This window comes from Mesorhizobium sp. P2_D5 (assembly GCF_056404355.1).
The window spans coordinates 325,576-350,280 of sequence record NZ_JBFUEE010000002.1; the positions used below are offsets into that span (position 1 = coordinate 325,576).

The 24,705-nt window shown below is 59.9% G+C and carries 16 protein-coding genes; 9 read left to right on the forward strand and 7 right to left on the reverse strand.

Annotation, left to right across the window (positions count from 1 at the left end; translation table 11 throughout):
* Nucleotides 1-87: 87 nt before the first annotated feature.
* The gene (locus AC1DYW_RS08370; RefSeq protein WP_477225804.1) at nucleotides 88-2,091 is read left to right on the forward strand and encodes a sulfotransferase family protein; all 2,004 of its coding nucleotides are present in this window, start codon (nucleotides 88-90) and stop codon (nucleotides 2,089-2,091) included.
* Nucleotides 2,092-2,141: 50 nt separating this feature from the next.
* On the opposite strand, the gene AC1DYW_RS08375 is transcribed toward AC1DYW_RS08370, so the two are convergent.
* From AC1DYW_RS08375 to AC1DYW_RS08385, 3 genes are read right to left on the reverse strand one after another with little or no spacing between them, the layout of a single operon-like run.
* Nucleotides 2,142-2,912, reverse strand: coding sequence for a glycosyltransferase family 2 protein (locus AC1DYW_RS08375; RefSeq protein WP_477225805.1), 771 nt, complete (start codon nucleotides 2,910-2,912; stop codon nucleotides 2,142-2,144).
* 51 nt (nucleotides 2,913-2,963) lie between these two features.
* A complete protein-coding gene (locus tag AC1DYW_RS08380) occupies nucleotides 2,964-3,875 on the reverse strand; it encodes a UbiA family prenyltransferase (protein ID WP_477225806.1) in 912 nt (303 codons plus the stop codon).
* Nucleotides 3,872-6,625, reverse strand: coding sequence for a hypothetical protein (locus AC1DYW_RS08385; RefSeq protein ID WP_477225807.1), 2,754 nt, complete (start codon nucleotides 6,623-6,625; stop codon nucleotides 3,872-3,874). Before AC1DYW_RS08385 ends, AC1DYW_RS08380 begins: the two co-directional genes overlap by 4 nt.
* A gap of 140 nt (nucleotides 6,626-6,765) precedes the next feature.
* Here AC1DYW_RS08385 and AC1DYW_RS08390 point away from each other — a divergent pair, with 140 nt between their 5' ends.
* Nucleotides 6,766-7,557, forward strand: a complete 792-nt coding sequence (locus AC1DYW_RS08390; RefSeq protein ID WP_457155326.1) for a sulfotransferase family protein — start codon at nucleotides 6,766-6,768, stop codon at nucleotides 7,555-7,557.
* Between the two features lie 16 nt (nucleotides 7,558-7,573).
* On the opposite strand, the gene gmd is transcribed toward AC1DYW_RS08390, so the two are convergent.
* Entirely contained in the window at nucleotides 7,574-8,614 is a 1,041-nt protein-coding gene (gene gmd, locus AC1DYW_RS08395) for a GDP-mannose 4,6-dehydratase (protein WP_477225808.1), read from the reverse strand.
* Nucleotides 8,615-8,700: 86 nt separating this feature from the next.
* Between gmd and AC1DYW_RS08400 the strand changes: the two genes are divergently transcribed.
* The gene (locus AC1DYW_RS08400; RefSeq protein WP_477225809.1) at nucleotides 8,701-11,277 is read left to right on the forward strand and encodes a glycosyltransferase; all 2,577 of its coding nucleotides are present in this window, start codon (nucleotides 8,701-8,703) and stop codon (nucleotides 11,275-11,277) included.
* A 232-nt stretch (nucleotides 11,278-11,509) separates the two neighbouring features.
* Complete coding sequence (gene eglC, locus AC1DYW_RS08405; protein WP_457154574.1) at nucleotides 11,510-12,901, forward strand: endo-1,3-1,4-beta-glycanase EglC; 1,392 nt, start codon at nucleotides 11,510-11,512, stop codon at nucleotides 12,899-12,901.
* Nucleotides 12,902-12,977: 76 nt separating this feature from the next.
* Here the strand turns inward: eglC and AC1DYW_RS08410 are convergent, their stop codons facing one another.
* The gene (locus AC1DYW_RS08410) at nucleotides 12,978-14,438 is read right to left on the reverse strand and encodes a caspase family protein (protein WP_477225810.1); all 1,461 of its coding nucleotides are present in this window, start codon (nucleotides 14,436-14,438) and stop codon (nucleotides 12,978-12,980) included.
* A 191-nt stretch (nucleotides 14,439-14,629) separates the two neighbouring features.
* Between AC1DYW_RS08410 and AC1DYW_RS08415 the strand changes: the two genes are divergently transcribed.
* From AC1DYW_RS08415 to AC1DYW_RS08430, 4 genes are all read left to right on the forward strand, one after another.
* Entirely contained in the window at nucleotides 14,630-15,355 is a 726-nt protein-coding gene (locus AC1DYW_RS08415) for a hypothetical protein (RefSeq protein WP_477225811.1), read from the forward strand.
* Between the two features lie 241 nt (nucleotides 15,356-15,596).
* On the forward strand, nucleotides 15,597-19,094 hold the full coding sequence (locus AC1DYW_RS08420; RefSeq protein WP_477225812.1) for an autotransporter: 3,498 nt from the start codon (nucleotides 15,597-15,599) through the stop codon (nucleotides 19,092-19,094).
* Between the two features lie 156 nt (nucleotides 19,095-19,250).
* On the forward strand, nucleotides 19,251-20,360 hold the full coding sequence (locus AC1DYW_RS08425; RefSeq protein ID WP_477225813.1) for an OmpA family protein: 1,110 nt from the start codon (nucleotides 19,251-19,253) through the stop codon (nucleotides 20,358-20,360).
* A gap of 19 nt (nucleotides 20,361-20,379) precedes the next feature.
* On the forward strand, nucleotides 20,380-21,624 hold the full coding sequence (locus tag AC1DYW_RS08430; protein WP_477225814.1) for a caspase family protein: 1,245 nt from the start codon (nucleotides 20,380-20,382) through the stop codon (nucleotides 21,622-21,624).
* Between the two features lie 21 nt (nucleotides 21,625-21,645).
* On the opposite strand, the gene AC1DYW_RS08435 is transcribed toward AC1DYW_RS08430, so the two are convergent.
* A complete protein-coding gene (locus AC1DYW_RS08435; RefSeq protein WP_477225815.1) occupies nucleotides 21,646-22,224 on the reverse strand; it encodes a DUF6931 family protein in 579 nt (192 codons plus the stop codon).
* Nucleotides 22,225-22,415: 191 nt separating this feature from the next.
* On the opposite strand from AC1DYW_RS08435, the gene AC1DYW_RS08440 reads away from it, so the two are divergent.
* Nucleotides 22,416-22,952, forward strand: a complete 537-nt coding sequence (locus AC1DYW_RS08440) for an OmpA family protein (RefSeq protein ID WP_477226414.1) — start codon at nucleotides 22,416-22,418, stop codon at nucleotides 22,950-22,952.
* A 37-nt stretch (nucleotides 22,953-22,989) separates the two neighbouring features.
* On the opposite strand, the gene AC1DYW_RS08445 is transcribed toward AC1DYW_RS08440, so the two are convergent.
* The gene (locus AC1DYW_RS08445) at nucleotides 22,990-24,636 is read right to left on the reverse strand and encodes a caspase family protein (protein WP_477225816.1); all 1,647 of its coding nucleotides are present in this window, start codon (nucleotides 24,634-24,636) and stop codon (nucleotides 22,990-22,992) included.
* Between the last annotated feature and the right edge of the window lie 69 nt (nucleotides 24,637-24,705).

Consider the following 24,705-nt stretch of genomic DNA (forward strand, 5'->3'; position numbering starts at 1 on the left):
CCCCGACCGCAATCGGGAGCGCATGGCGCCGTCCCTCCGCAGGGTTCGATCGCCTTTTGGTGCCGGACGCGTATCCTTGGAACTCTTATGACCAGCAGAACCGCCATAGTTGTCGTCGGGATGCACCGCAGCGGCACGTCCGCGCTGGCGCGCATGCTCAGCCTTCTCGGTGCCTCCCTGCCGCGCAACCTCAACCCAGCGGGTCTGGGCAACGAGATCGGCCATTGGGAGCCGGAAGCCGCCGTGCGCCTCAACGACCAGATCCTGGATCTGGCGGAATCGCCCGTAAACGATGTCCAGGGACCGTCGAGCGAATGGCTGCAACGGCCCGCGGCACAAGCCTTCATCGACAGGTTGAAAGATCTGATCGTCGATGAATATGGCGACGATCCGCTCTTCGTGCTGAAGGATCCGCGGATCTCGCTCCTTTTTCCCTTGTGGCGCGCCGCGCTGGCCAAACTGGAAATACGGTGCGTCGCGGTCGTCATCTCGCGCAATCCCATGGAAGTCGCGCTTTCGCTGGCGAAGCGACAGAGCCTCGCAGGTGACTGGCAATCCTGGCCTCTGGAGCGGGGAGGCCTGCTGTGGTTGCGGTACAATCTGGCCGCCGAGGAACACACGCGCGACGTCGACAGGGCGTTCTGCGACTATTCGACGTTGCTGGACGACTGGAGGTCGGTCGCCCGCCGCCTCGGCGATGAACTCAAGATCGCGTGGCCAAGATCCATCCCGGATGCCGCTGCCGAGATCAATGGCTTTCTGTCGCGGGAACTGCGGCACCATCAAGAACCCGAGGATCTGGATTGCCGTCAGGGCGTGTGGTCTGCATGGATCGCGCCGATCTTTTCCGAACTGCGTGGCGCTGCCGAAGGCCGCGTGCCTGATCCGGCCGTTTTCGGCGCGGTGAAGCAGTCATTCGACGATGTCTATGCCGGCATTCAGCATCCGCCTGCGCCGCCGCGATCGTCAGGCCGCCTACGCGTCATGCGTCGGGGCGCGGGCAAGCGAAAAATATGCCTTGTCGGCGACCTGTTTTGGAAGCCTGTCCAGGGTGACGGCGCGGCGAGAGCCGCGGTTGGCGCCGCCATAGCCGCCGGCATCGACGTTTCCATCGTCGACATCGGCGCATTTACCGAGGCGGACGAGAATGCCTTCGCGGCCTTTGCCGAAAACCATTCCTTCGACATCGAACATCTCGACGCAGACGGCCCGCTGGACCAGCCGCCCTTTCTGGCTTCAACGATCCAGTTGTTGAGACACCTCCGCGCCAAGCACTTCGACGTCATTCTTTTTCAGGACCGGGATGGCCTTGGCCATGCCAGCGCCGTGGCAAAGCAGACGGGACTGACTTTCGACGGCGTGTCGCTGGCCGTTGTGGCCGTGGGAAGCGCCGACTGGATCAGGCGGCAGGAAGGCGAATTTCCATCAAGCCTGGTGACGATTGGCATCGAGCATCTGGAAAAAATCGAACTCGAGCGAAGCACCGCCCAGGCGATCATCGCCGCCAACAGCAATGCCGTGAAGGGCGAGGTCGGTCGATATGTACAAAGCTTGCAGGTCGCCCTGGAAGAGCGATCGAAAGATGCCAGGGAGGCAGCGCGTTACGCGAACTCCCTGGAAGACACATTGGCCCAGTTGCGGAAGGCGAACGAGGCCGCGGCCGAATACGCCAGAAGCCTTGAACAGTCCCGGGCCCAGGCCGAGGAGGCCGCCAGCGGCGATGCCCTGAAGGGCGAGGTTGGCCGATATGTGCACAGCTTGCAGGTCGCCCTGGAAGAGCGGTCGAAAAATGCCGAGGAGGCGGCGCGTTACGCGAGATCCCTTGAAGAGACGGTGGCTCAGCTGCGGGAGGCGAATGACGCCACGACCGAATACGCCAGAAGCCTAGAACAGTCGCGGGCCCAGACCGAGGAGGCGGCGCGTTACACGAGCTCCTTGGAAGACACAGTGGCCGAGTTGCGGGAGGCGAACAAAGCCGCGACCGAATATGCGAGAAGCCTCGAACAGTCGCGGGCTGAGACCCAGGAATATGCCAGGACGCTTGCGGCAGAGCTGGAAAAAATCAACTCCGCTGTCGAAAGCGGACGGTAAAAAGCTCACTGTTTGCGGCGCATGTTTTGGTTTGCGCCGCCGTCGGTGGTTCAGGAAAAGAGCCGGAAGCGGGCGAGATACCAGATTGCCCTGACCCCATCGCGCCATCCGATTTTCTTGCCTTCCTCGTAGGTGCGGCCGAAATAGCTGATGCCGATCTCGTAGATCCGCCAGCGGCCGGCAAGCGCGATCTGGGCGCTGAGCTGAATTTCACAACCAAAGTCGTTGCAGGTCAGACGAAGCCGGCTCATGACGTCTCGCGTGAACATCTTGTAGCAGCACTCGATGTCCGTCAGCGTCTGGTTGTAGAGAAGATTGAACACCAGGGAGATGAAGCGATTGGCCAGATAATGGTGGAAATAGAGCGAGCGATGAGGCCGGCCATAGAAGCGTGAGCCGTAGACGACATCTGCAACTTTTCGCCTGACGATAAGGTCATACATAACGGTCCAATCCGCAGGATCGTATTCAAGGTCCGCGTCCTGGATGACGATGACGTCGCCCTCAACGGCCGCCAGCCCGGTCTGCAGCGCGGCACCTTTTCCGCTGTTTCTGTTGTGATGGAACACGCGCACGGTGACCCGGGCAATCTCCGGTTCCTCGGTGAAGACCAGACCTCCGTCGATGTCGACGGTCAGGGACGTGGCGCAGCGAGAACCGGTCGGAAAATTGGCCTTGAGCCACTCACGGGTGCCGTCGGAGGAGCCGTCATCCACGATGATGATTTCCTTCGTCACGGCGGGAAGTGCTGTGCTCACCATCGCCAACACGTGCGGCAATGTGACTGCTTCGTTGAAGACCGGTACGATTACGGAAAGCATGGAACCTCGAGGCCGGAAAGTCGCCTGTTGTGTGGAACCCGACACTGCCGGCTAGGACAAAGCGACCATCGCGATCATAACGATGCCAATGGTGGCGAAGAGCGCGCGGTAACACCGTTGCAGTCGATAGAGGCTCTCGGACGTCAGGCCGGCCAGCATGGCGCGGCGCGAAGCCCACAGATGTACCGGAATGAATGCGGCGGCAAAGACGAGGGCGAACGGAACCAATCCGAGCACGGCCAGCGCGACCATGAGCGCATATGCCGAGATAAAAAGCACGAGGCCTGCGACAAAACTCCTGGTCTTGCCAAACGCCACGGCGTTCGTCCGTATGCCGTTGAGCAAGTCGACGTCATAGTCGCGCGCCTCATGCGTGAAATGACCGGCGGTGAATACCAGCCCAAAGAAACAACTGACGACGAGGCCCTGTGCGTTGATCGCGCCAAAAGCCGCATAGCCGAGCAGGAAATGCATGCAACCGCCGATAAAATGCAGGGCCGAGCTGAAGAGCGGCGCACCCTTCAGATGCAGGGTCGGGCTGGAATACAAGGCGCTTAGCCCAGCTACCGTTATTGCAACAACGAGTGCCCTCGTATTTATCAGCCCAAACAGGAGCAGACTGATCGCCAGCAATGAGCCGGCAAGATAGCCGACTTCCCTGCGTGTCAGACCTTTTGCCGCGAATGTTCGGCTGGCTCGGTCCGGGTCTTTGAGATCTCCGTCGATTCCCGACCAGTCGTTGAGGACAAACACATGAGCCATCAGGCACAGGTTGCCGGCTATCAAAATGGCTACGGTCAGCGCGTGGCTCGCTGACAGCGCTCCGATCGAAAGGACCGCACCGATGATCGGAGTGGCCTGAAGCGCCGCGACTTCATCGAAACGGATGCAAGAAAGCCAACGGGACAGCTGTGTCGCCCGGGGGCGAGTTTGACCGACTGTGTCGCTCGCGATTTGCGTCACTTCTCACCACATTTTTGTTCCGGGCCGCCGGAACCACAAGGAAGCTTTGATAGCATACGTTCGTTCTCGAAATAGAGCCGCAACCACAGCGCATATCCGAAATCTTGCGACCAATAGAATCGTTTCACGGTCGCTGTAAGGTCATTGTGATACAGGAGCGGAGGCGTATCGCTCATCAAGGAAAAGTCATCCGCAGCAATATCGGTCAGCAGTTCGGCCGTGCGTTGATAGGCAGCATATGAGCCGGCATGGCTGTCCATTTGCCGAAGCTGGTCGGCGGCGCGCAGCCAGATTTCTTGTCCGGGAATGTCGGTCCGCAGTTGCGCCTGTGGGAACTGCGGCAAGCAGCCGGCCTTCTCCAGGTCCGCCAACCGCAGATTTATCATGAGCGGCGCACCGGCGTAGTAGACCCAGATGTCGTCGTCGCCCGCTTTTTTCGAGAGCGCTTCGCACAGCGATCGCGCGGCCGGTTTGTCCACCTGTTCGAGAAACAGGAATATGTGCATCTGGATTCCGACATCCGCCGGATTGGCGTCGCGTCCGGGATCGAGGCATTGGTATTTGTCCCGTGGCGCAAGCCAGGTCTTGTAGAGCCCGTCAGGCCGTCTGAACTGGGTTATCGTGGCAAGCGCGGGTTGCAGCAGTTCGCTCTTTTCGCTCGGCGCGACCCGCCAAGCCAGGGCGGTGTCATCGGAATCGGGCGTGATGGCGCAGCCAAGAGTGCCGATCGTCGGCGCATCTGGTCGACCGTGATATCGAACGAGGCCGCTCGGCTCGATCTGAGCGGCCAGGAACTGGCGCGTCCTTGCAAGCATGTCGCTTGCGCCCGCGGTTTCGGCCACGGGGCCGGCGACATCAAGCATGACGGCATTGAGATAGGTGTTCATTTCCTGGCGCGGCTGCTCAAATCGCGTCGCGCTCGTAAAGGAGGTCAGCCAATAGCCGCCGGCCTGCTGATGACTTGCGAGCGTTTGCCGGGCGCGCCGCGCCGCACTTGGAAGATCCGTCACATGCTCAAGCGCCTCATTGTCCGGCGCCAGGACGAAGGAGGTCTGCTTCATGAGACGCGGCTCGCCGCCCTCCGTGGCGCGCACCAGCACCGCCAACAGATGCTCACCCGGACCCACCTGGTCGATTGGAATGGTGATGCGCCAGCCAGCCGGGCTCGCCTGGCCCATCGCCTTCTCGACATCGGTCCTGGCAAAGAATTCCCGCGTTGCGGCGCCCCATTGGCCATCGATCAGAACGGCGACGTCGCTGGGGGAGTGGTTGTTGGTGAGCGCCCATCCGAGGACCTCAAGCTGCCTGCCTGCTTCACCGCCGGTGCCTTGACCGGGGGGCAGGACATTCACCGCATCGATGTTGCCATGCAGATCGACGATCAGGTCGGCCTGGACATGCGGGTGACGGAGTTCGGCGACAAACGCTGCGTTGTGGACGTCCCAGGCAGGTTGCATTCTGCCCGGTCCGTGAGCGGTGACGATGGGCGTGTCGGCGATGCCGGTATACCAGAAGGCGCCGATCGTCTGGATCGAGATCGCCACGAGCGATGCAAGTCCGAATGCCACACGCCCGTTCCGGGACAGGGCCTTCACGACAGGTGGCAGCATCCACATCAGCATGGGCAGCATGTCGGTGAGCCATCGGGGGCCCCAAGAGATGCCCTGCCGCCAATCGATCATGGCGTAGAACGACACTTGCACGATCATGGCGCAGCCAATGGCTATCGTCAGCCCTCGTCCTGAGCGCTCAAGTACGACGCGACGACAAAAAATGGGAACGAACAGCAGGAACGGGGAGAAGACGAAGAGCCCTCGGGTCGGACTGACAAGAAGGCCCGCGATGCCGCCCACTATGTCGTGGTTGAAATCGCCGGGCCGAACATGCAGCGCGTAAGCCCCCGCGATATTGCCGACGATCAAGAGATTGTAGGCCAGGGTCAAAGCGACCGGGACCATGCCCGACAAGACGAAAAACGGTCTCATCCGGCCAGCCCACCACAGGCCATAAATACCCAGACCTGCCGCCAATATGGCATCGGGCTGGCGGTTGGCCGCGATAAGCCCACAAAGCAGCCCTGCGAGAACGACCCGCAATGTCGTGCCCGGTCCGGTGAGCAAAAGCATGGTGGCCACGACCAACAGCTGGGCGAGCCCATGCATCCAGAGGGCCTGGCTGCTGATGACCCATGTCGTCGTGCCAAATGCGTAAAGCAGGCTCAGAATGGCGGCCAACCCTTCATCGGTCCGCCGCCGCAGGAGCAAATAGAGCAAACCGACGGACACCGCCGCCAGCGAAGAAGCGCAAAGCTTTTCCATGATCCGGGCGACTTGGTCGAACATTAGCGGATCGCCACCATGGCGGTTCAGATAAATGACTGCCGGCAGATAGAACGGGGAGAGGATGACAGGAACGACAATGGGAAATTTTGATACATATCGGTCTCCCCCAATCTTCAGGATCCAATGAGCAGTGCCATCCTTCTCTGGCGTTGCCGGAGGCTTTCGTCCTTGAGCCACCGTGGTTAGAATTGGATTCAAGGTCAGGCTGTGATTCTGCCAGATTGAAAAGGGCAGGTAGCGCGCCGCATAGCTGTCCGCCGCTGTGATCGACCGCATATTAGCGTTGTAGACGAACAGGGAGAGGAGCCCAAGCAGCAGCGCCATTGCGACATCGCGAGCGCGAATGCGCCGGAAAGCCGGCGTCGAAATTGCCTGGCTATGGACGTGGGCCGTAATTGCCGCGGTCACCAATAATTTTCCCCATCAGACTTTCCATCGAAGCTCATAGTGGCGCGCGCGGTGCTCGACAATGATCGCCATGGCGCGTCAACAGGAACATTAGGAATGTTGAAGCCAAGCCTGGTCGCCGGCGTTCCCGGGAGGCAAGATTGCCAGCGTTGAAGACGCCCACATCGGGGCGGGCAAATCTGATTGGTATCGGCGCGCCGCGCACTGCCACCAGCAGCCTTGCAAGGATGCTCGGCGCCACGCGAGACGTCTTTGTCCCCGAGGAGAAGGAAATCAACGGCTTCGGTATCGACGATGACGTCACCGAGGCTCGATACGATACGCACTTCGCTAAGGCGGCGGTCGACCACCGCTATCTCGCCGACATTTCGCCCGTCTATCTCTCAAGCGCGCAGGTGGCGGAGCGCATAAGATCTTACAATCCGCAAGCAAAGATCATAGCGACTCTGAGAGAGCCGGTCAGCCGTGTGATCTCGCAGTACCGGCACATGAAGGGAAAGATCGACGCATCGCTGGGGCCGGAACTAAGCCTGGACATAAATTCGTATATCAGGAATGGCTTGATTGGGTTCGCCAGTCATAGAGCGCAGGATAATTCCTGGTATTCTGCGTCCATGAACATCGAACATTCTTTCTACGGCAGGCATCTGCGCCGCTATTATCAATCCTTTCCGCGCAAGCAAATACTGGTCTTGATCTATGAGGACCTGATCCGCCCGCACCCGGTCCGCGAGAAGGGGGCATGGGAGCAGCAATTGCAGCAGTTTCTCGGCGTCAGGGTGAGCCAGAAGTACTGGGACAATCGCGCGGAAGGCTTCGAAACGGAAATCGCCGACGACGTTGCAGGCGATCTGAAAAAGCTGTTCGCGACCGAAGTTTCCATGGCCAGCGACCTGACCGGTCGCGATCTGGTTGGGCTATGGGGGTACTAGAGCGTCCCCCGGTCTCCTAAAACCCGGAAACGTGGTTCGAGGAGACCCGATGCATATCGACCTCCACCATCTCGGCGACCAGATCCTCCAGTCCAACCGTGGGACTCCAGTCCAGAACTTCTTTCGCAAGAGAAGGGTCGCCGACAAGAAGGTCGACTTCCGAGGGTCTGTAGAAAGCCGGATCGACGGATACAACGACGTTCCCGGTGGCTCGGTCTATGGCCATCTCGTTGTGCCCCGTTCCTTGCCAGTCCAGGGAGATGCCGCAGGCGCTCGCGGCCAATTCGACAAAATCGCGAACGGTGTGCGTTCTTCCGGTCGCCACCACGAAATCCATCACAGTCGTCGTTTGCAGCATCCTCCACATCGCGTCGACGTAGTCCCTGGCGTGGCCCCAATCTCTTTTCGCCTCCAGATTTCCGACCCGCAGCGGCCCTTCGCCCCTCAATGCGTATTTGGCCATGCCAAGCGTCACTTTTCGAGGGAGAAACTCCACGCCCCTTAAAGGCGACTCGTGATTGAAGAGGATGCCGCTGCAGCAATGCAGCCCGTATGCTTCCCGGTAGTTCACGACAGTCCAATGCGCGAACAGTTTGGCGATGCCGTAGGGACTGCGCGGATAGAAAGCGGTTTTTTCGGACTGCGGAACCTCTTGCACTTTTCCGAACATTTCGGACGTTGAAGCCTGATAGAATTTCGCCGTGGGGACAACGGTCCTGACGCCTTCAAGCAATCTCAATGCACCGATCCCGGTGACCTGGGTTGTGTAGATGGGCTGTGTAAAGGAATCGCCCACAAAGCTTTGAGCCGCGAGATTGTAAATTTCGTCGGGCTTGATCTTCTCCAGCACCGCACGCACGTTTGAATCTTCGGTCAGTTCCATCGATGCGAATTCGATATCGTCCAGAATCTGCAGATCTTGCAGGCGCCATGTGCCGATGCCGGACGTACGGCGCATGGAGCCGACCACACGGTATCCCTTGTCAAGCAGCAGCTTTGACAGGTAGGCGCCATCCTGCCCGGTGATGCCCGTTATCAACGCAGTCTTATTTGCCACAGCCTGTCCCTTGCGATTGTGGATTGCCCTTGACGTGCGCTATGGCAACGTTTTGACGCGAAGGCAAAGGAAGATTCGGGCTAAGCATGAGGAATGCGTTTTTTACGATTTCGTCCTGGAATTATCTCCACTATTCCCGGGCGCTTGCGTCTTCGTTTGCTCGCCACCATCCAGACTTCTCCTGCATACTTGCCATCGCTGACACACGTCGGCAAGACCTGGAAAAGGATGCCTTTCCCGAGTTCGACGCTCATGTCTTCTTCGACGATCTCGATCTGCCCGATCGTCGCGCCTTCAGTTTTCGTTACGACGTCATGGAGCTCAACACGGCGATCAAGCCGACTGTATTCCGGCGGCTTTTCGCCGAGGGTTTTGACCGCGTCATTTACCTGGATCCGGACATCCTTGCCTATCGCCGTTTCGACGAGATCTTGCAGGCGTTCGATGAGGGGGCGACGTCCGTCCTGACGCCGCATGCGCTGGCTCCCAACCTCCATCCCGAAGGCCCAAACGACCTGACCTTCATGCAAGCCGGGATTTACAATCTGGGATTTCTGGCCCTGGCCAGGACGGACGAGACGTCAGCCTTGCTGGAATGGTGGGAGACGCGCCTGCGAAACGAGTGTGTCGCCAATCGCCTGAGCGACGGGATTTTCGTCGACCAGAAGTTCATGGACCTGTGGCCGGCCTATTGCTCGGGCACGCACATCTTGCGCGATCCAGCCTACAACGTGGCGTACTGGAACCTCGATACCCGCACGATCAAAAAGACGAGTGAACGATACGAGGTCAACGGCTCGCCACTCGCCTTCTTTCATTTTAGCGGGATCACTCCCGGCGACCAGAGTGTCCTTTCAAAGCACCAGCAGCGGTGGAAGCCAACGTCGACCAAGGAGTTGGAAAACCTGTTGGCCGATTATCACGACCAGTTGGAGGCCTATGGGGCAAGCAGGTTCTCTGCAGTGCCTTATGGCTTCGGGACGTTTTCCGATGGCACCGACATTCCGAGCCTGGCGCGAATTGTCTATCGCGAGAAGCTCGAACCTTTCGAGGGCGATCCCTTCGCCTTGATGCCCGACAATCTCGACCGTCCAGCCGACATCAGGCCCAACCCCGGTGGCGTGGTCACGCAGCTTGCGCACGCACTCTGGACGACGAGGCGCGACCTGCAATCTTACTTCCCCCTCCAGGAGGGACGATCCCAGATCAACTATGCCGACTGGTATATGTCCGGCGGCGCGACGTCGGCCGGAATCCCTCCCAGGTTCACGAAAACGGTCGCCGAAAGAATGAGCCAACTTGGATCTGCGAAGACCGGCCCAAACGCAGTGGCGGACGTTTCCGCCAAACAAGCCTCGATGATCGCGGCGCGTGTCGCGCGTCGTGCTTATCGAACTCTCGTAAGAGCCCAACCTCACATTCGCTGGCTCTACAGAATGGTGCCGCCGGCCAGGCGAAAACAATTTCTCGATGCGATGTTCAGGCGTGCCTGGCCCACGAATTTCGATACGACAACCCAGGCTACGCTTGCGCCTGGTCTATCCCTCATCGGTTACCCTTTTTCAGAGACGGGCGTCGGTGAAGCCATGCGTTCGCTCGCCCGATCGATTGAGAGCGCGGGCATCAATTACGATGTCACGAATTTTGACGAGCAGGTTCTTTCGTCGCACAGGGACAGAGCCCTGACGCACCGCATCGCTGCGCGGCCGTCCAAAATGGTGAACGTTTTCTGCGTAAACGCCGACATGCTGGGGTCAACCATTCAGGGCGTCGGCGTCGGTGTTCTGCACAACAGATACAATATCGTCCGGCCTTTCTGGGAACTGCCTCTGATCCACCCGCAATGGCTGACCAGCTTGCAGCATGTGGACGAGATTTGGGCCCCGACGGCCTTCGTCCGCGACGCGTTCATAGCCGGTACGGACCGTCCCGTCGTGCACGTTCCAGTGGCCATATCCGTTCCGCCCAACATCGAGGCGAACCGGGAACGCTTCCAGATTCCAAAGGATTCCACGGCATTCTTGTTTGCATTCGATTTTTCGTCCTACCCGGACCGAAAGAACCCGGATGCCGTTTTGCAGGCCTATCTTCGCGCGTTCGGACAGGACCGCGATCGGCGGGTTTCCTTGATCATCAAGACAATGGGCAATAGCCCGCACAAACGAGCAATTCTGAATTCAATTCGTGGCCTGGCGCAGACCGACAAGCGGGTTGTCTTGATTGACGAAATTCTGACTCGTGCCGAAACCTATTGCCTGACGAAATCATGCGATGTCTTCATCTCGTTGCATCGCTCGGAAGGTTTTGGATTGGGAATTGCCGAAGCCATGGCCATGGGCAAAGCGGTCATTGCAACGGACTTTTCGGGAAGCAAGGACTTTGTCAGCACGCAGACTGGTTTTCCAATTCCATACCGTTTGATCGGCGTGGAGCCCGATCAATACCCGTATTTCATCGAGGGGCAGAAATGGGCCGATCCAGACATAGACGAAGCTGCTCGGGTCATGGTGCAACTTGCGGATAATATTGAGGCCGTCACCGCGGTCGGCGAGCGCGCCCGGACTTACATGGCTCAAGTGCACAGCCCGGAGGCGGTCGGCAAGGTGATCGCAAATCGCCTTCAAGACGTCCAAGGATACAGGAATTCCATCCTGAATACCTAGAGCAGGCGAGGGCGCCGCACCGAGACGAGTGGGGTGAGCCGCGTGCGGCCGCAACTCGATCCAGCGGGCAGGGCTTTGTGGGCTTGGGATGGTGATCGCGCGTTTGCGGAACAGCAGTGAGCTGGCGTTAAGCTTTCGGTAACCCTCCTAAGTCGAAGACCAAAAAAGACATTGGCTTCTCGTCCCCTCCATAGATGCTGGGGCTGGCATCGAGTCGAGGAGCAAGACCACAATGACCACCGTCCTGAACGCCTATGGCGTTCCACTCGCCTACAGCGGATCCTCGACAAAATGGTACTCGGCCACGAATTCCGGCCCGGCGCTTTATGGCAGCATCTACAACGACTCGCTCTATGGCGACGGCAACGTCAGCGTCACGATGTATGGCGGCAAGGGCGATGATATCTACTATCTGTATTCCACGAAGAACAAGGCGGTCGAGCTGGCCAACGAGGGCGTCGACACCATCTCGACCTGGATGAATTACAGGCTCCCGGCGCATTTCGAAAACCTGACTGTCACGGGCGACAAGCAATATGCTTTCGGAAACGAGCTGAACAACATCATCACCGGCGGTTCCGGCCAACAGACGCTCGACGGTTTGAAGGGCGACGACGTTCTCAAGGGCGGCTCCGGGGCGGACATTTTCATCGTCGCCCCCGGCAACGGCAGTGACCTGATCCTGGACTTCAGCGCCGACGATACGGTGCGCGTCGGGAGCTACGGCTTCACCTCCTTCGACCAGGTGCACGCCAATATGGTCCAGTCGGGAGCGAATGTCCGACTTGATCTATCCGGCAACGAGTTTCTCGTCTTCGCCAACAAGACGATCGACCAGTTCGCCGCGAGCCAGTTCGATCTCGCCTTGGACAGGTCGCATCTGCAACTCACCTTCGCGGACGAGTTCAACACACTGAACCTGCGGAATGGCTCGAGTGGCACCTGGAACACGAACTTCTGGTGGGGAGGCGCCAACGGCAGCTCGCTCACCGGCAACGGCGAGCTTCAATGGTATATCGATGCCAACTATGCCCCGACGAGTTCCGTCAAGCCGTTCAATATCCAGAACGGTGTTCTCACGATTACCGCCGCCAAGGCCCCAGACGCTATCAAACCCTACATAAACAACTACCAATACACGTCAGGTTTGCTGACGACGCACGACTCCTTCGCGCAGACCTACGGTTATTTCGAAATTCGGGCCGACATGCCCGAAAAACAGGGCGCATGGCCGGCCTTCTGGCTTCTGCCGGCGGACGGCTCCTGGCCACCGGAGTTGGACGCCATAGAGATGACCGGTCAGGATCCAAACAAGCTCCTTTTGACAAGCCACACGAACGAGACGGGAACGCACACAACAGTATCCTCCACGCCCTATGTCGCCGATACCGGAGGGTTCCACAAATACGGGGTGCTGTGGACGGAAAACGAACTCGTCTGGTATTTCGACAACGTCGAAGTGGCGCATGCCGCAACGCCTGCCGACATGCACGAGCCGATGTATATGCTGGTCGATCTCGCGGTTGGCGGCATCGCGGGAACGCCCGCCGACGGGCTTGCGACACCTGCGGAGATGCAGATCGACTACATCCATGCCTACTCGTTGCACGATTGGATTGTCTAGGCGCAACCTGACGGTGGATGGTGGGTCGGTCAGGAAATCAAGGGCAGTAACCAAGCGCGCCTGACCGCCAATATCCCTAGAACACGCCACCAATGCCTATGCCCGCACCAATGTCCGGCGGGGGCGCTGCGGGGCGTTGCGGGGCGGCCTGTGACCGTTTCGCGGCCTTGCGGCCGGAGCTGGTTTGCGAGGGGTCGGCTTCCGACGCAACTTTAGCCGGCTTGGCCTTTACGATGACCGGCTGCTTGCAGATTCTGCCGGAGCGCAGGAAGAGATCGCCGAGCAAGCCGACGGTCGGCTCGGTCGTCGATGCGACCTGTTTGGTGTTTCTGTAGTAGTCGGTAAGGGCGCGGATGGAGCCGGTGCCCCAATCGCCGTCAACCTGCATCCGGTAGCAACCCACGCGACGAAGTTCCGTCTGGATGCTGCGCGCAAGATCGCCAGCCTTGTCCTTTTCCGCTTCGCCCGGCGATGCGCCGACAATGAGGGTTTCGAGGCCGGAGACGACGTTTTGGCGAGCATCTTCAACACTTTCAGCTCGCGACAGATTGGCGACCTGAGTGCCGACCGGCTCGGGTGCACCGGTTGACGGTGCCGGAATCTCGACCGACCGCAACGTCTGCCCGACGACGAGCACGGCAGTTTGCAGGTCGCTGGAGGCAAGCTCGACCTGCAATCTCTTCTTGGCGATGGGGTCGGCCAGAATTCGCGAAAGGCTTGCGCTCAACTGTGCCGGATCGAGTGCCTGCTGCTCCGTGAAATAGAACTGCTCGCGCAGGTTCGATTGATCCCACGGCACTTGACGGCCAACCGTCAATGCTTCGGTTTCGTTTCGGACGCGGATCATCATGTCGGAGACGCTCAGTCCGGGGATTTCGAGATTCTTCAGCAACGCAACGGTGAACGGGCTGTTCTCGCCGCCGCCATCGGCCGTGACATTGCCGGGCTGCGTGGCAAAGGCAACGAACGTGTTTTCACCGACGTCGACTTGCGCCAGACCATTGCCCGCGCCGGCGCCGGGACCGAGCGGATTGTTGCGGCACGCGTCCAGGAATATGAATGTCTGGCGGTCCCGGCGCGCGAACCTGGCGATGACGTCATTCAGCTTGATGGCGCTGGCCACCAGTTTTTCGAGGCTTTCGGGGTCGGGCGTATCGACCGGGAGCAGGTAGTTTTCACCATTCAACTGCACGCCATGGCCGGCATAGAAAATCAAGACTGCACTGGCGGTCGGCAACTTTGCATCCGCGTCTCGAAGCAGTTTGGTGAAACCCTCGGTCGAGAGATCGGTTCCCGTCAGGACTTCAAAATTCAGCCGCTTCAGGCTCTCCGAAAGTCGCGTGGCATCGTTTGCCGCATTGGGGAGATGCTCTAGCCGGGTGCTTTGATAGTTCGAATTGCCGATGACGATCGCCAGCCGGTTGCGCGGCTGCGGCGACGGGTTCTGCTCGACCGCGGCGCGAGCGCCAGCTGAGCCAAAAAGCACGAGAAGCAGAAGCAGCGGGATGCGAAGCAGGAGTTTGTGGCAATGGGTCATATCAGTATGCCCGTTCCGGTCTGCGTCAATCCTGGTCTTGCAACCTTCGAAGCGCACCCCACGCAAATACAGTCATGCCTGAGCGTATGGACCCCGTGCCGCCAAAGGCCTGCAAAAATTTATACCAAGAATCATGTCAAAGATAGGGAAAACGGGTTTCTATGCTCAGTCACGGGACTGTGGAGGACACGATGCCGATCAAGATCAACCTTGCGCTGCCGGTTTATGGAGCAGCCTACAAAAGCGTGTTCGTTCGCAGCCTCTTCGCGGCCCTGACCCACAAGAGCCTGTCCAGCTACGCCTTCTCGCTGTCGGAAATCGAGTACACGGATATCCCGTTTTCCCGGAACTACCTGCTGACGAATTTCTACTACAACAAGCCGGATTGCAGCCACATCCTGATGATCGACAGCGACATGGGCTTTGCGCCTGAACTCATCGCGGCGATGCTGGCGCTGGACAAGCCGGTGGTCGGCACTTTGTATCCCCGGCGCCTGGTCGATCTTCGCAAGCTCCACTCGCTGTCGAAACTGCCCTTCGACAAGGCCTTCGCGCGGAGTCTGGAGTTCCTCGGAACCATCATCGAACCGCGCGAAGAGATGGGCGGCTTTGTCAGGGTATCGCTATGTGGCACGGGCATCTTCTTGGTTTCCCGCGACTGTGTGACGACGATAATTGAGAAACTGCCCGAAACGGTGAACCGGTCGCGCTACAGAAACAACAAATACACCGCACAGTTCGAGAGCTTTCTGACGCCTTTTTCAAAGATCGTGACGCCGGACGTGGATTTGCCCACCGATTTTTCTTTCTGTCACCGCTGGGCGCAGCAATGTGGCGGCGAAATATGGGCAAGCTACAATCGCAAGGTTGCTCATGCGGGAGACCTGACCGTTTCCGCGGCCTATTCTGATCTCTAAGATGTGCCCTTTGAACTGTGAACATGGGTGTAAACAGCTCGCTTCGAGCTTTTCTATAGTGACCTTCTCGCCACAGATGGCCTTATAGTGGTCCGAGGGCGAACGTCTAACCATTGCCGCAGAGCAGCCCGCCACGTACACTCAAGGTCAAGCAAGTCGACGAGCCCCATCAGATGGGTCGGGGACCTATCTTAATTGCCTTAATTTGTGACGGTATCGATTTCTCGTAAGGTGGAGTCGAATGAGAGTGCCGCGCGAGGCCTATCAGTTGGCAGGTGTTTCGCTGCTCGCGTTGGCGGCCGCATCCACTTTCCAAATATCCGGCGCGGCAGCCTGCTCCGCTGCCGCGAGCGGCACCGTGACAACGGTTGGCTCAGGCATCTCGGCCGTGACGACGTTCGAAACGACGTCGGTCACGGTCAAGTGCACAACAACGGGAAATGTCCAGGACATCAACGGCGCATTCGCGACAGGGTTCAAGGGTTACCAAGGGCAAGACAACAGCTCGTCGACTGTCATCGTCAACAATTATGACGGCAATGGCGACGACATTGTAAGCATCGTTGGCGGCATCCTGGACAACGTTACGGCTACGCCCGACGTAAGTGGCCTGCCGCCGATAACGTCGGAGGTTACGACCACCTTGGAGCCGGGAGCGGGGACCGTCCAACTCCTTGGCGGCAACGACCAGTTTGAGATGTCATATGGGGATTTCGACGGCGAGCCATTCGGCCCCAACGTCATGGCCAATCTCAATACCGGGGCGGGCGATGACAAGGTCGTCATCCAGGCCGGCAGCATTCAGGACATCGACCTTGGCGAAGGCAACAATTCGCTGGAGATGACCGGCGGTCAAATCAACGGTTCAGTCTTCGGCGGAGACGGCATCGACACCATCACCATTGGCAGCGATACAAGCGTCGTCGATGGCGCCGGCGGCGTTGTCACCGGATCTGTTTTCACCAATGGCGGCGCCGATATCGTCACCATCAAGAACGGCGCCATAGTTTACGGCGACTCGGAAGGAGGAGGTTCTATCGGGCTTAGCGACGGCGACGACCAATTCACCATGAACGGTGGCATCCTCGAAGGTAGTCTGAGCGGCGACGGTGGCAACGACACGCTGGTTGTCAGCGGTGGCGCGATCCACAGCTACGTGACCGGAAACGCAGGCGACGACCAGATCACGATCAACGGCAATGCCGCGATCGATCTCTACGTTGATGGAGATATCGGAAACGACACGATAACGGTCGGCGGCAGAGCCACCATCGGCGGCAGCATATTCGGCAACGAAGGCAACGACACCGTCAACATCAACGGCGGCACCATCGGGACGACCGCGTCTCCGGGCATCGTCGACCTCGGCGACGGCGCCGATATTTTCAACATGACCGCGGGCCGTTTAACCGGTTCGGTTTTCGGCGACGGCGGCGGCAACACCTATGACGTGAGCGGCGGTAGGATTGACGGTTCGATTTTCGCCGGCAGCCAGAACGACAACGTCACGATCTCGGGCAACGCCAGTATCGGGATCGATCTTGGTGAGGGTGGGGACGGCGTCGATTCTGTCGGACTGGAAGATGGCAACGACAGCTTCCTGATGACCGGCGGCACGCTCGGCGGCGCCGTGAGCGGCGGCGCGGGCAATGATACGATCGATCTGCGCGGCGGCACGATAAACGGTTTCATCGAAGGCAATGATGGCAACGACCGGATTTTTGTATCCGGTGGCGTAGTAGCCGGTGAAATCATCGGTGATCTCGGCAACGATACAATCACCATCAGCGGCGGAACGATCGCTGGGTCGGTTTCCGGCAATGACGGCGATGACCACATCAGCATCTCGGGCGGCACCATCGGCAGTTCGGTCAACGGCGGCACCGGCAACGATACGATAACCGTCAGCGGCGGCGCCATCACTGGGAACGTAACTGGCGACGACGGCGATGATACCGTAGCCGTCTCCGGCGGAACCATCCACGGCAGTGTCAGCGGCGGTGCCGGATTCGACCAGGTTTCAGTTTCGGGCGGCACCATCGAGGGTGGCATCGACGCAGACCACGTCCATCTCTCCGGCGGCACGATTGGCGGCAGCATCACCGGAATCGGCGCCAACACGCTGATCATCGATAATGTGGGCACGGTCGATCCGCTCAACCTTGCCGACGGGGTCCTGTTCAGCGGCACGGGCGCCAACGGCACCGTCACCGGCACCGACCTCGCTGCCGGCGGCAAGAGCCAGAACTTCACCGGCTTCGACAATTTCTCGGCCAACGCCTCAACGCTCCGCTTCAGCGGCGGCACGCAAGGCATCAACCAGCTCAATCTTGGCAACGGCTCGACGCTGTTCATCAACGGCAACGTCAACATGCCAGGTTCGATCATCGCGACGAATTCGCTGATCAACATGACGGACGGTGCAGCCAACGACGTGTTGACGCTCGGCGGCCTCACGCTCAACGGCGCCAGGATCAGCCTCGACATCAACCAGCAGACGTTGCAGTCGGATCAACTGGTTGCCAGCGCGTTTTCCGCCACAGGCGCCAACACCATCATCGTCAATCTGCTGGGCACGCCGCAATTCGCCCAGGCGACCGATATCCCGCTCATCGTCTCGACCGGCGGACCGATTTCCGGAACCTTCAGCGTCGTGGGCATTCCCGGCACGCCGGGTTCGCTTTTCACCTATGAGGTCGTAACTGGCCCGAATGGCGGCTTGTTCCTGCGTGCTACTCCGGCCAATTTTGGTATTGCCGCGGCGCCCACCAGCGCCACCAACGCCGGCGCGGTCACGGTGGCAATCGACGCCCTCTACGGCATAAATCGTGATGCGCTCGATGCTGACCTCAACCTCTCGCCCGCAACCGGGGGGGCAATGGTGCCGGTTTCGTCCAGCTTCGGCGTTTTCGCCTCCGGCCAGTTCGCTCATACCGAGCATGACGGCTACGACATCAGTGGCGGCGGTTTGAATGGCCCCGGCCCGAGCTTCGATGCCAATGATTTTTCGGCCGCCATCAGCCTGGATTTCAATGCCGCCAAACACTTCCAGTTCGACAATGAGTATGGCCTGAACCTCGGCGTTTTCGCCGGTTATGCCTCGACCGATGTCAACCTCGGCGGGTTCCGGGGATTTGACGCCATCGGAGAAGGCACCAACAAGGCCGGCATGTTCGGCGGCTACGCGCTGTTTCGCAAGAACTACGACTACGCGCTGGTCTCCGCCTCCGGCTTCATTGGCGGAAGCGATGTGACGAGCGGCGTGCTCGGCACCACGGGCAGCTATGACACCGAGGGCTATGCGGTTACGGCATCGGTCGGCCACATCTTCAAGCTGAGCGAGCGCACCCGTTTCGATCTGCGCGGCGGCCTGCTTGGCGTTTCGTTCCGTGGCGATCCCTACACCGACAGCGGCGGCAACGAGTTCGGCAAGAGCCGGCTTTCTTTTGGCGCGATCAAGTTCGAGCCCGGCATCTATGGCGATTACACGCTAAGCAACGGCATGGTGATCAGCCCGTATGCGCGGGGCGAATTGCAGCAGCGTTTCGGCTACAAGAACACGACCGAAATCGACACCAGGGAGATCGACTTCGACGATGCCGATTTTTCCGCCGCGCTGTCGACCGGCTTCAACCTGAAGGTGTCGGAGTTGACCACCGTCAACGGCGAAGTCCGTGGCAAGGCGTCGTCCGACAGTTCCACCGTCGGCGCCAAACTCGGGGTCAAAGTCGCTTTCTAGCCAGTGTGCGGATCCGAAATTCGTGTCACCTGGAAATGGCGCACCGCGCAATCAGCAGATGCTCGCCAAGCGAGAGCAAGTGTTCTATGCTCTCCATCGACACCGCATGGTCGTGATGTCGATACGGAAGTCTGTTGTCATAGGCAGGGGGGTTCCATGTTCGAAGTCGTCGGATTCTGGTGGAAAACACGGTCAAGAAGCCGGCTCGCCATAGAGACGCTTGGCTTGATCGTTGCGATTTCCGTGTTGCTTTTGCCCGGCCTGGGAAGTGCGAACGCACAGCCGAACTGGACGCTCGATCCGACCGCTTCGGTACTCACCTATCAGTCGGTCAAGAAGAACACGATCGTCGAAACCAACAAGATCAGGAATATCTCCGGCAGCCTCAGTTCGGCGGGTGATGCCAAAGTCAGCTTCGACCTCAATTCGGTCGATACGGGGGTCGACCTTCGCAATGTCCGCATGCGGTTCCTTTTCTTCGAGACATTCAAGTTTCCGACCGCTGAATTGACCGCGAAGGTGGATCCCGCGGCATTTGCCGACCTGGCGACCAAGCGGCGCGTGAAAGCGGTTCTTCCATTCCGTCTCAACATGCACGGCGTCGACAAGGACCTCGAGGCCAACATCGTGGTCACCATGATCAGCGACAACATGGTGTCGGTGGCGTCGGAGGCTCCTGTTGCCGTGCATGTCGAAGATTTCGGGCTGCTGCCGAACGTCGACAAACTTCAGCAGGCGGCCAACGTGACCAATATTGTTCCGACAGCTTCGGTGTCGTTCGATTTCGTGTTCACCGCTGATGGCAGCAAGCCGGCCGCTGTCCAAACCATCGCGGCGAGCGCCACCGATGTCGGCCCTGTGGCCACCGATGCGGCGAAGTCCAACTTCAGCGACGAGGAGTGCCTCAACAGGTTCGCGGTGCTGTCGCGCACCGGAGCGATCTATTTTCGAACGGCAAGCGCGCGGCTCGACAGCCAAAGCCGTCCGCTGCTTGCCGAGGTCGTCGGTGTCGTCGGCAAGTGCCCGGGCCTGAAGGTCGAGGTTTCCGGACACACCGATTCCGATGGGTCGCCTGTCGAGAACAAGCTCTTGTCGGAGCGCAGGGCTCAAGCCGTTGCCGACGCCATTGTCGCCGCGGGCATTCCACGCACGCAGATCACGGCGACCGGCTACGGCGAGGATCATCCGGTTGCCGCCAACGACACGCCGAAGAACAAGGCGCTCAATCGGCGGATCGAGTTTTCCGCCACCAAGCTCGTCAACTGAGGAAGGATCTGTTGTCCCGGTGAGTTTCGATCTGATTGCCCGTTGCGGTGGCCTCATGCGCGGCATCGGGCTTGTCGCGCTGGCACTGCTTTTGACGTTGTCGGCTGCCAGTGCCGAACGCCGTGTTGCGCTGGTCCTTGGCAATTCCCAGTATCAGCATGCCCCGGCGCTGACCAATCCGGTACGCGACGCCCAGGCCATGGCCGAACGCCTGAAGAGCCTGGACTTTGAAGTCGTTTCCGGCTTCGACCTGACCAAATTGCAGACCCAGACGACGATCGCACAGTTCGCAAAGCAGGTTCGCGGTGCCGACATCGCCCTTTTCTTCTATGCCGGCCACGGGTTGCAGGTTTCAGGCAGCAACTACCTTCTCCCGGTCGATGCAGCGCTTGAGGACGAGACCTCCCTCGACTTCGAGGCGGTGCCGGTGGATTTCGTTCTGCGGCAGATGTCGCGCGAGACCAGCATAAGGCTGATTTTCCTCGATGCCTGTCGTGACAACCCGCTTGCCGAGGTGTTGGCAAAGACCGCCGGCGTCAAGGGAGCAAAAAGCGGCCTTGCCGAAATCCCGATCGAGAACGGTGGCGCCGGCACGCTTGTCGCGTTCGCCACCAGTCCCAGCCAAGTGGCCTATGACGGGTCGGGCGAACATTCGCCGTTCGCTTCGGCGCTGCTCGCACATATGGGCGAAGCCAATGTTTCCATCACCGAAGCGATGAACCGCGTCACCGCCGATGTCTTCAAGGCAACCGCCGGCAAGCAGCGTCCCTGGATCAATGTCTCGCTGACCACCGAGGTCGTCCTGCACAAGATCGATCTCAACGCGCCGCTGATCGTCGGCGAGGCGACCGCTCCGCAACCGGAAGGCGGCTCGGAGGTGCGCAACGCCACGGCAAATCCGTCGGGCTCGGGTGACGACGCCCAGCTGGCACTCAACGTGCTGCGTCAGAAAATCCCGAAGCTTGCCTCGGACGACCCCATCTTTTTCAACCACCCTATTGATTTCGGTGATCCGGAAATCGACGGCAAGAGCATTGCCGAGCTCATCAAAAGCAAACCGCGCTTCAGCCCGGTGGAGGGGCTCGATAAATCAGTGTGGCAAGGCAAGCACTGCGACGGCTGCCATCAATGGAACGAGGCGCGGCTGTGCGAACAGGCGAAGAATTTCGCCGCCAACGATGTCTCAGTCTTGCGCCTGCAGCATCCGCTTGGAACGCGCTTCAAGGTGGCGCTGGCCAAATGGGCTCAAGGCGGCTGCAAGTAAGGCAGGATGGTGCCGGACCCTCTAATATGCATCCGCTGATTGGCGCAGCGCCTCGATCTCGGCCATCTGGATGCCCATTTCGACAAATGCCGAAAGAACGGAAAACCGGTCCGCGAGTGCGACACGTGCCAGTCCGGCCAGAATCCCGGCATTGACTGCATGGGCGGCAGGAAAAGGTTGCAAGGCCGATGCCATCGTCGCGGCCCTGGCCGAACCATTGTCGCGCCATCCCGCCGCCAGGGCAATCCAGCCGACCGGCGTTGGTGGCGATGTCGCCGCGGCTGTGCTGACGGCTGCACGAAGGTGCGGACTATCCGGTTCACCCACCCAGTCGCGGACAAGAGCGAGCAATTCGTGATCGCTCTCATCAAACAGGTCGGTCAGGTGGCTCAGGCATTCATGGGCCCACCAGACCGCGGCCCGCTCGGGAAGCAGGTAGGCACAGAATGTAATCGCTTCCTCGGGAACGCGTCCGGCGAGGAGGCCGCGGCAAAACTCGATCGGTTGCTGTTCGGTTGGAGGGGTTCTCATGTCCCGGGCAATAGCGGGACAAGCCGTGAAAAGATCCCGTGCCGTTTTGAATCGGAGCCCATTGGCCATGACCGCCGCGCTTTCATCGAGGAACTCCGGCCACTCAAGCCCCAGGCGCGGCGCGGGTCAAGTCTCAACCCGTGACACGGCAACAACTCTCGGCATTGTCGTGCCCCCAGCGTTTGTCGACAGACAATTGCCTGGGAATTTGGTATGATCACAGTCGCTCGAAATCTGGTGCTCAAACAGGAGGAGCCGCTATGCAGTGGAGCAGTTCAGCCTTTGTGTTGGCGGTCGTGTTTTGCTCGACCCACGCTTTCGCCGACCCCGTTCAGAAATCAGAAGACATTGTGAAGTTTTTTGCCGGTGCGGCCGATCTCGGCAAGTCGCGAGGAATTTGTGTCGGCTCCGAGGAGGAGTGCAAAAGCAAGAGCAAGACAAGTGACGCGCCCGAAGGGAAAACCGGTCTCGACATGATGATCAATTTCGGCCTGGATTCGGCCGAACTTGACACGACTGCGCGCGCTGAACTCGGCGAGTTCGCCAAGGCCCTGAAGGACAACCGGTTGAGCAAGTTCAACTTCGTCGTCGAAGGCTACACCGACGCCACCGGCACGGTGCACTACAATGAGGGCCTGTCACAACGACGAGCGCAATCGGTGGCAGCCTTCCTGACGGCCAGCGGCATCGAGACGGCACGGCTCAACGCGATCGGCATGGGCGAAAAGAATCCGCGCAGCCCCAATCCGTACGATCCGGTGAACCGCCGCGTGGAAATGCGGATAAAGACGCAATAGCCGCCCAAAGCCACGGCGGTCCTTCGAATGTCGGCTGTCAGTTCTTGAGCACGCCGCCCACGACCACACCGGTGCCGAAGATCAGCGCCTTGGTGAGGAAGTCGTTGTTGTCCTGGCGCGGCGGAAGATAATCCTGGCGCGCTACGGTCTCACGGTTGCGCCGTATCTGAACAACCTTCTGTTGTTTGCGGGGTTTCTGTGCCACCGGCCTCGGCGTGCGGACCTTCTGCACCACCTGCTTTTTCGGCTGCGCCGCACGGTCTTGATCGGCGGCGTGTCTGGCGCGCACGCCTTCCATCATCGGATCTGTCTGGATCACGAGGAACGCAAGTTGCTCGCGCGTCAAATAGCTGGTCTGCGGGAGACCGTTCTTCGCTTGCCAGATGCCGATCGCCTGACGGGTCTGAGGGCCCATGTTTCCGTCGATGCGCCCAAGCTCATTGCCCAACGCTTCGATGCGCAATTGCAGGTCGATGCGCCCCTGGCGATCGAGGCCGATCGCACTTTCCGTCAACTCGGTGCCCGGTGTCTGCTCCATCGCGTCCGGAATGCCGACCGAGGTGCGCACGGTAGAACCGGAACTGGCGTTCGCCTGGTCCGCATCGAGTGCCGCGACCTGCCGATTTTGGGCCTTCGGGTCGTTCAATTCGTTGATGCTCAACCGCGCCACGGTGGCGAAGCGACCGTTCGGAAACTGGTCGAGATAGGCCTCGTAGAACGGAATGGAACTGCGCTTGGAAGCCTCGTCCCAAAGGCGTTGCTCGACTTCCCACGAAGGAGGATCACTGGCAGCAGGGACAGGAGCGGATGTCGCCGCGGCGCTCGATGCGCCGGCCACGGGATTTGCAGCAGGCGCCGCTGGCGCGACGGGTTTTCCCAGGAAGACCTCGCGTCCGAGCGATGCGTTGTGCCAGGGCCTCTGGCGACCTTGCGTGGTTTCGGTCACTTCGCCGCGCACGCGCGTCAGCGCGCCCTGGATTTCGACGCCGGGTTCTGTCAGATGCCTGGCGAGCGCCGTCGAGTAAGGACTGTCGGCCCCGTTGCCGTCGAAAGCGATGGCGCCGGGATCCGTTGCATAGGCAATCAGGAGGCCGCCGGTTCCGATGCCGTCCGATTTTGCTTCGACCGGCGCCAGACCGGTACCCAACGAAGTGGAACGGCTCTTCGGCATCGAGGCGGCCAGCGTTCTTGCCAGCGGATTGTCGCGGCAGGCATCGAGGATGATGACGCCGACCGCCGGGTCGGGCGGCAACGCTGCCATGAAGTCGTCGATCTGAATGGTACGGGTCTTGAGATAGGCCGGCGACGTCAAGTCGGCGTCGACCGGTATCAGGTAGTTCTTGCCGTCGACCTGCATGCCGTGACCGGCATAGAAAATGACCGCGAGGTCCGCGTCATAGGATTGTTCGGTAAACCGGCTGATCAGGCTGTGCATGCCTTGATTGTCCTGGTCGACCCCTTCGATCACCTCGAACCCGGCATTGCGCAGCGTCGATGCGATGAGATGGGCATCGTTGGCGGGGTTGGGCAAGGTAACCGCATGGACATAATTGCTGTTGCCGATCACCAGCGCGACGCGCTTGGCGTTGGGCGCGGCAGCCTCGGCGCCGGCGGCAGCCTGGGCGCCGAATGCGGCAAGGAAAAGCAGGATAATCCCGCTCAGATTGACGGCGAACGCTTTCATGGATCAGCCCTCCGCCCACCGGGGCACGCTGTTGATGTCTGCACATGCTAGGTTTCGTCCGCGACAGAG

Bases quoted from the DNA above. Each gene is read 5' to 3' on its own strand.
- AC1DYW_RS08370 (WP_477225804.1), top strand. From the start codon at position 88: ATGACCAGCAGAACCGCCATAGTTGTCGTCGGGATGCACCGCAGCGGC.
- AC1DYW_RS08375 (WP_477225805.1), bottom strand. From the start codon at position 2,912: ATGCTTTCCGTAATCGTACCGGTCTTCAACGAAGCAGTCACATTGCCG.
- AC1DYW_RS08400 (WP_477225809.1), top strand. From the start codon at position 8,701: ATGAGGAATGCGTTTTTTACGATTTCGTCCTGGAATTATCTCCACTAT.
- eglC (WP_457154574.1), top strand. From the start codon at position 11,510: ATGACCACCGTCCTGAACGCCTATGGCGTTCCACTCGCCTACAGCGGA.
- AC1DYW_RS08410 (WP_477225810.1), bottom strand. From the start codon at position 14,438: ATGACCCATTGCCACAAACTCCTGCTTCGCATCCCGCTGCTTCTGCTT.
- AC1DYW_RS08415 (WP_477225811.1), top strand. From the start codon at position 14,630: ATGCCGATCAAGATCAACCTTGCGCTGCCGGTTTATGGAGCAGCCTAC.
- AC1DYW_RS08420 (WP_477225812.1), top strand. From the start codon at position 15,597: ATGAGAGTGCCGCGCGAGGCCTATCAGTTGGCAGGTGTTTCGCTGCTC.
- AC1DYW_RS08425 (WP_477225813.1), top strand. From the start codon at position 19,251: ATGTTCGAAGTCGTCGGATTCTGGTGGAAAACACGGTCAAGAAGCCGG.
- AC1DYW_RS08435 (WP_477225815.1), bottom strand. From the start codon at position 22,224: ATGGCCAATGGGCTCCGATTCAAAACGGCACGGGATCTTTTCACGGCT.
- AC1DYW_RS08440 (WP_477226414.1), top strand. From the start codon at position 22,416: ATGCAGTGGAGCAGTTCAGCCTTTGTGTTGGCGGTCGTGTTTTGCTCG.
- AC1DYW_RS08445 (WP_477225816.1), bottom strand. From the start codon at position 24,636: ATGAAAGCGTTCGCCGTCAATCTGAGCGGGATTATCCTGCTTTTCCTT.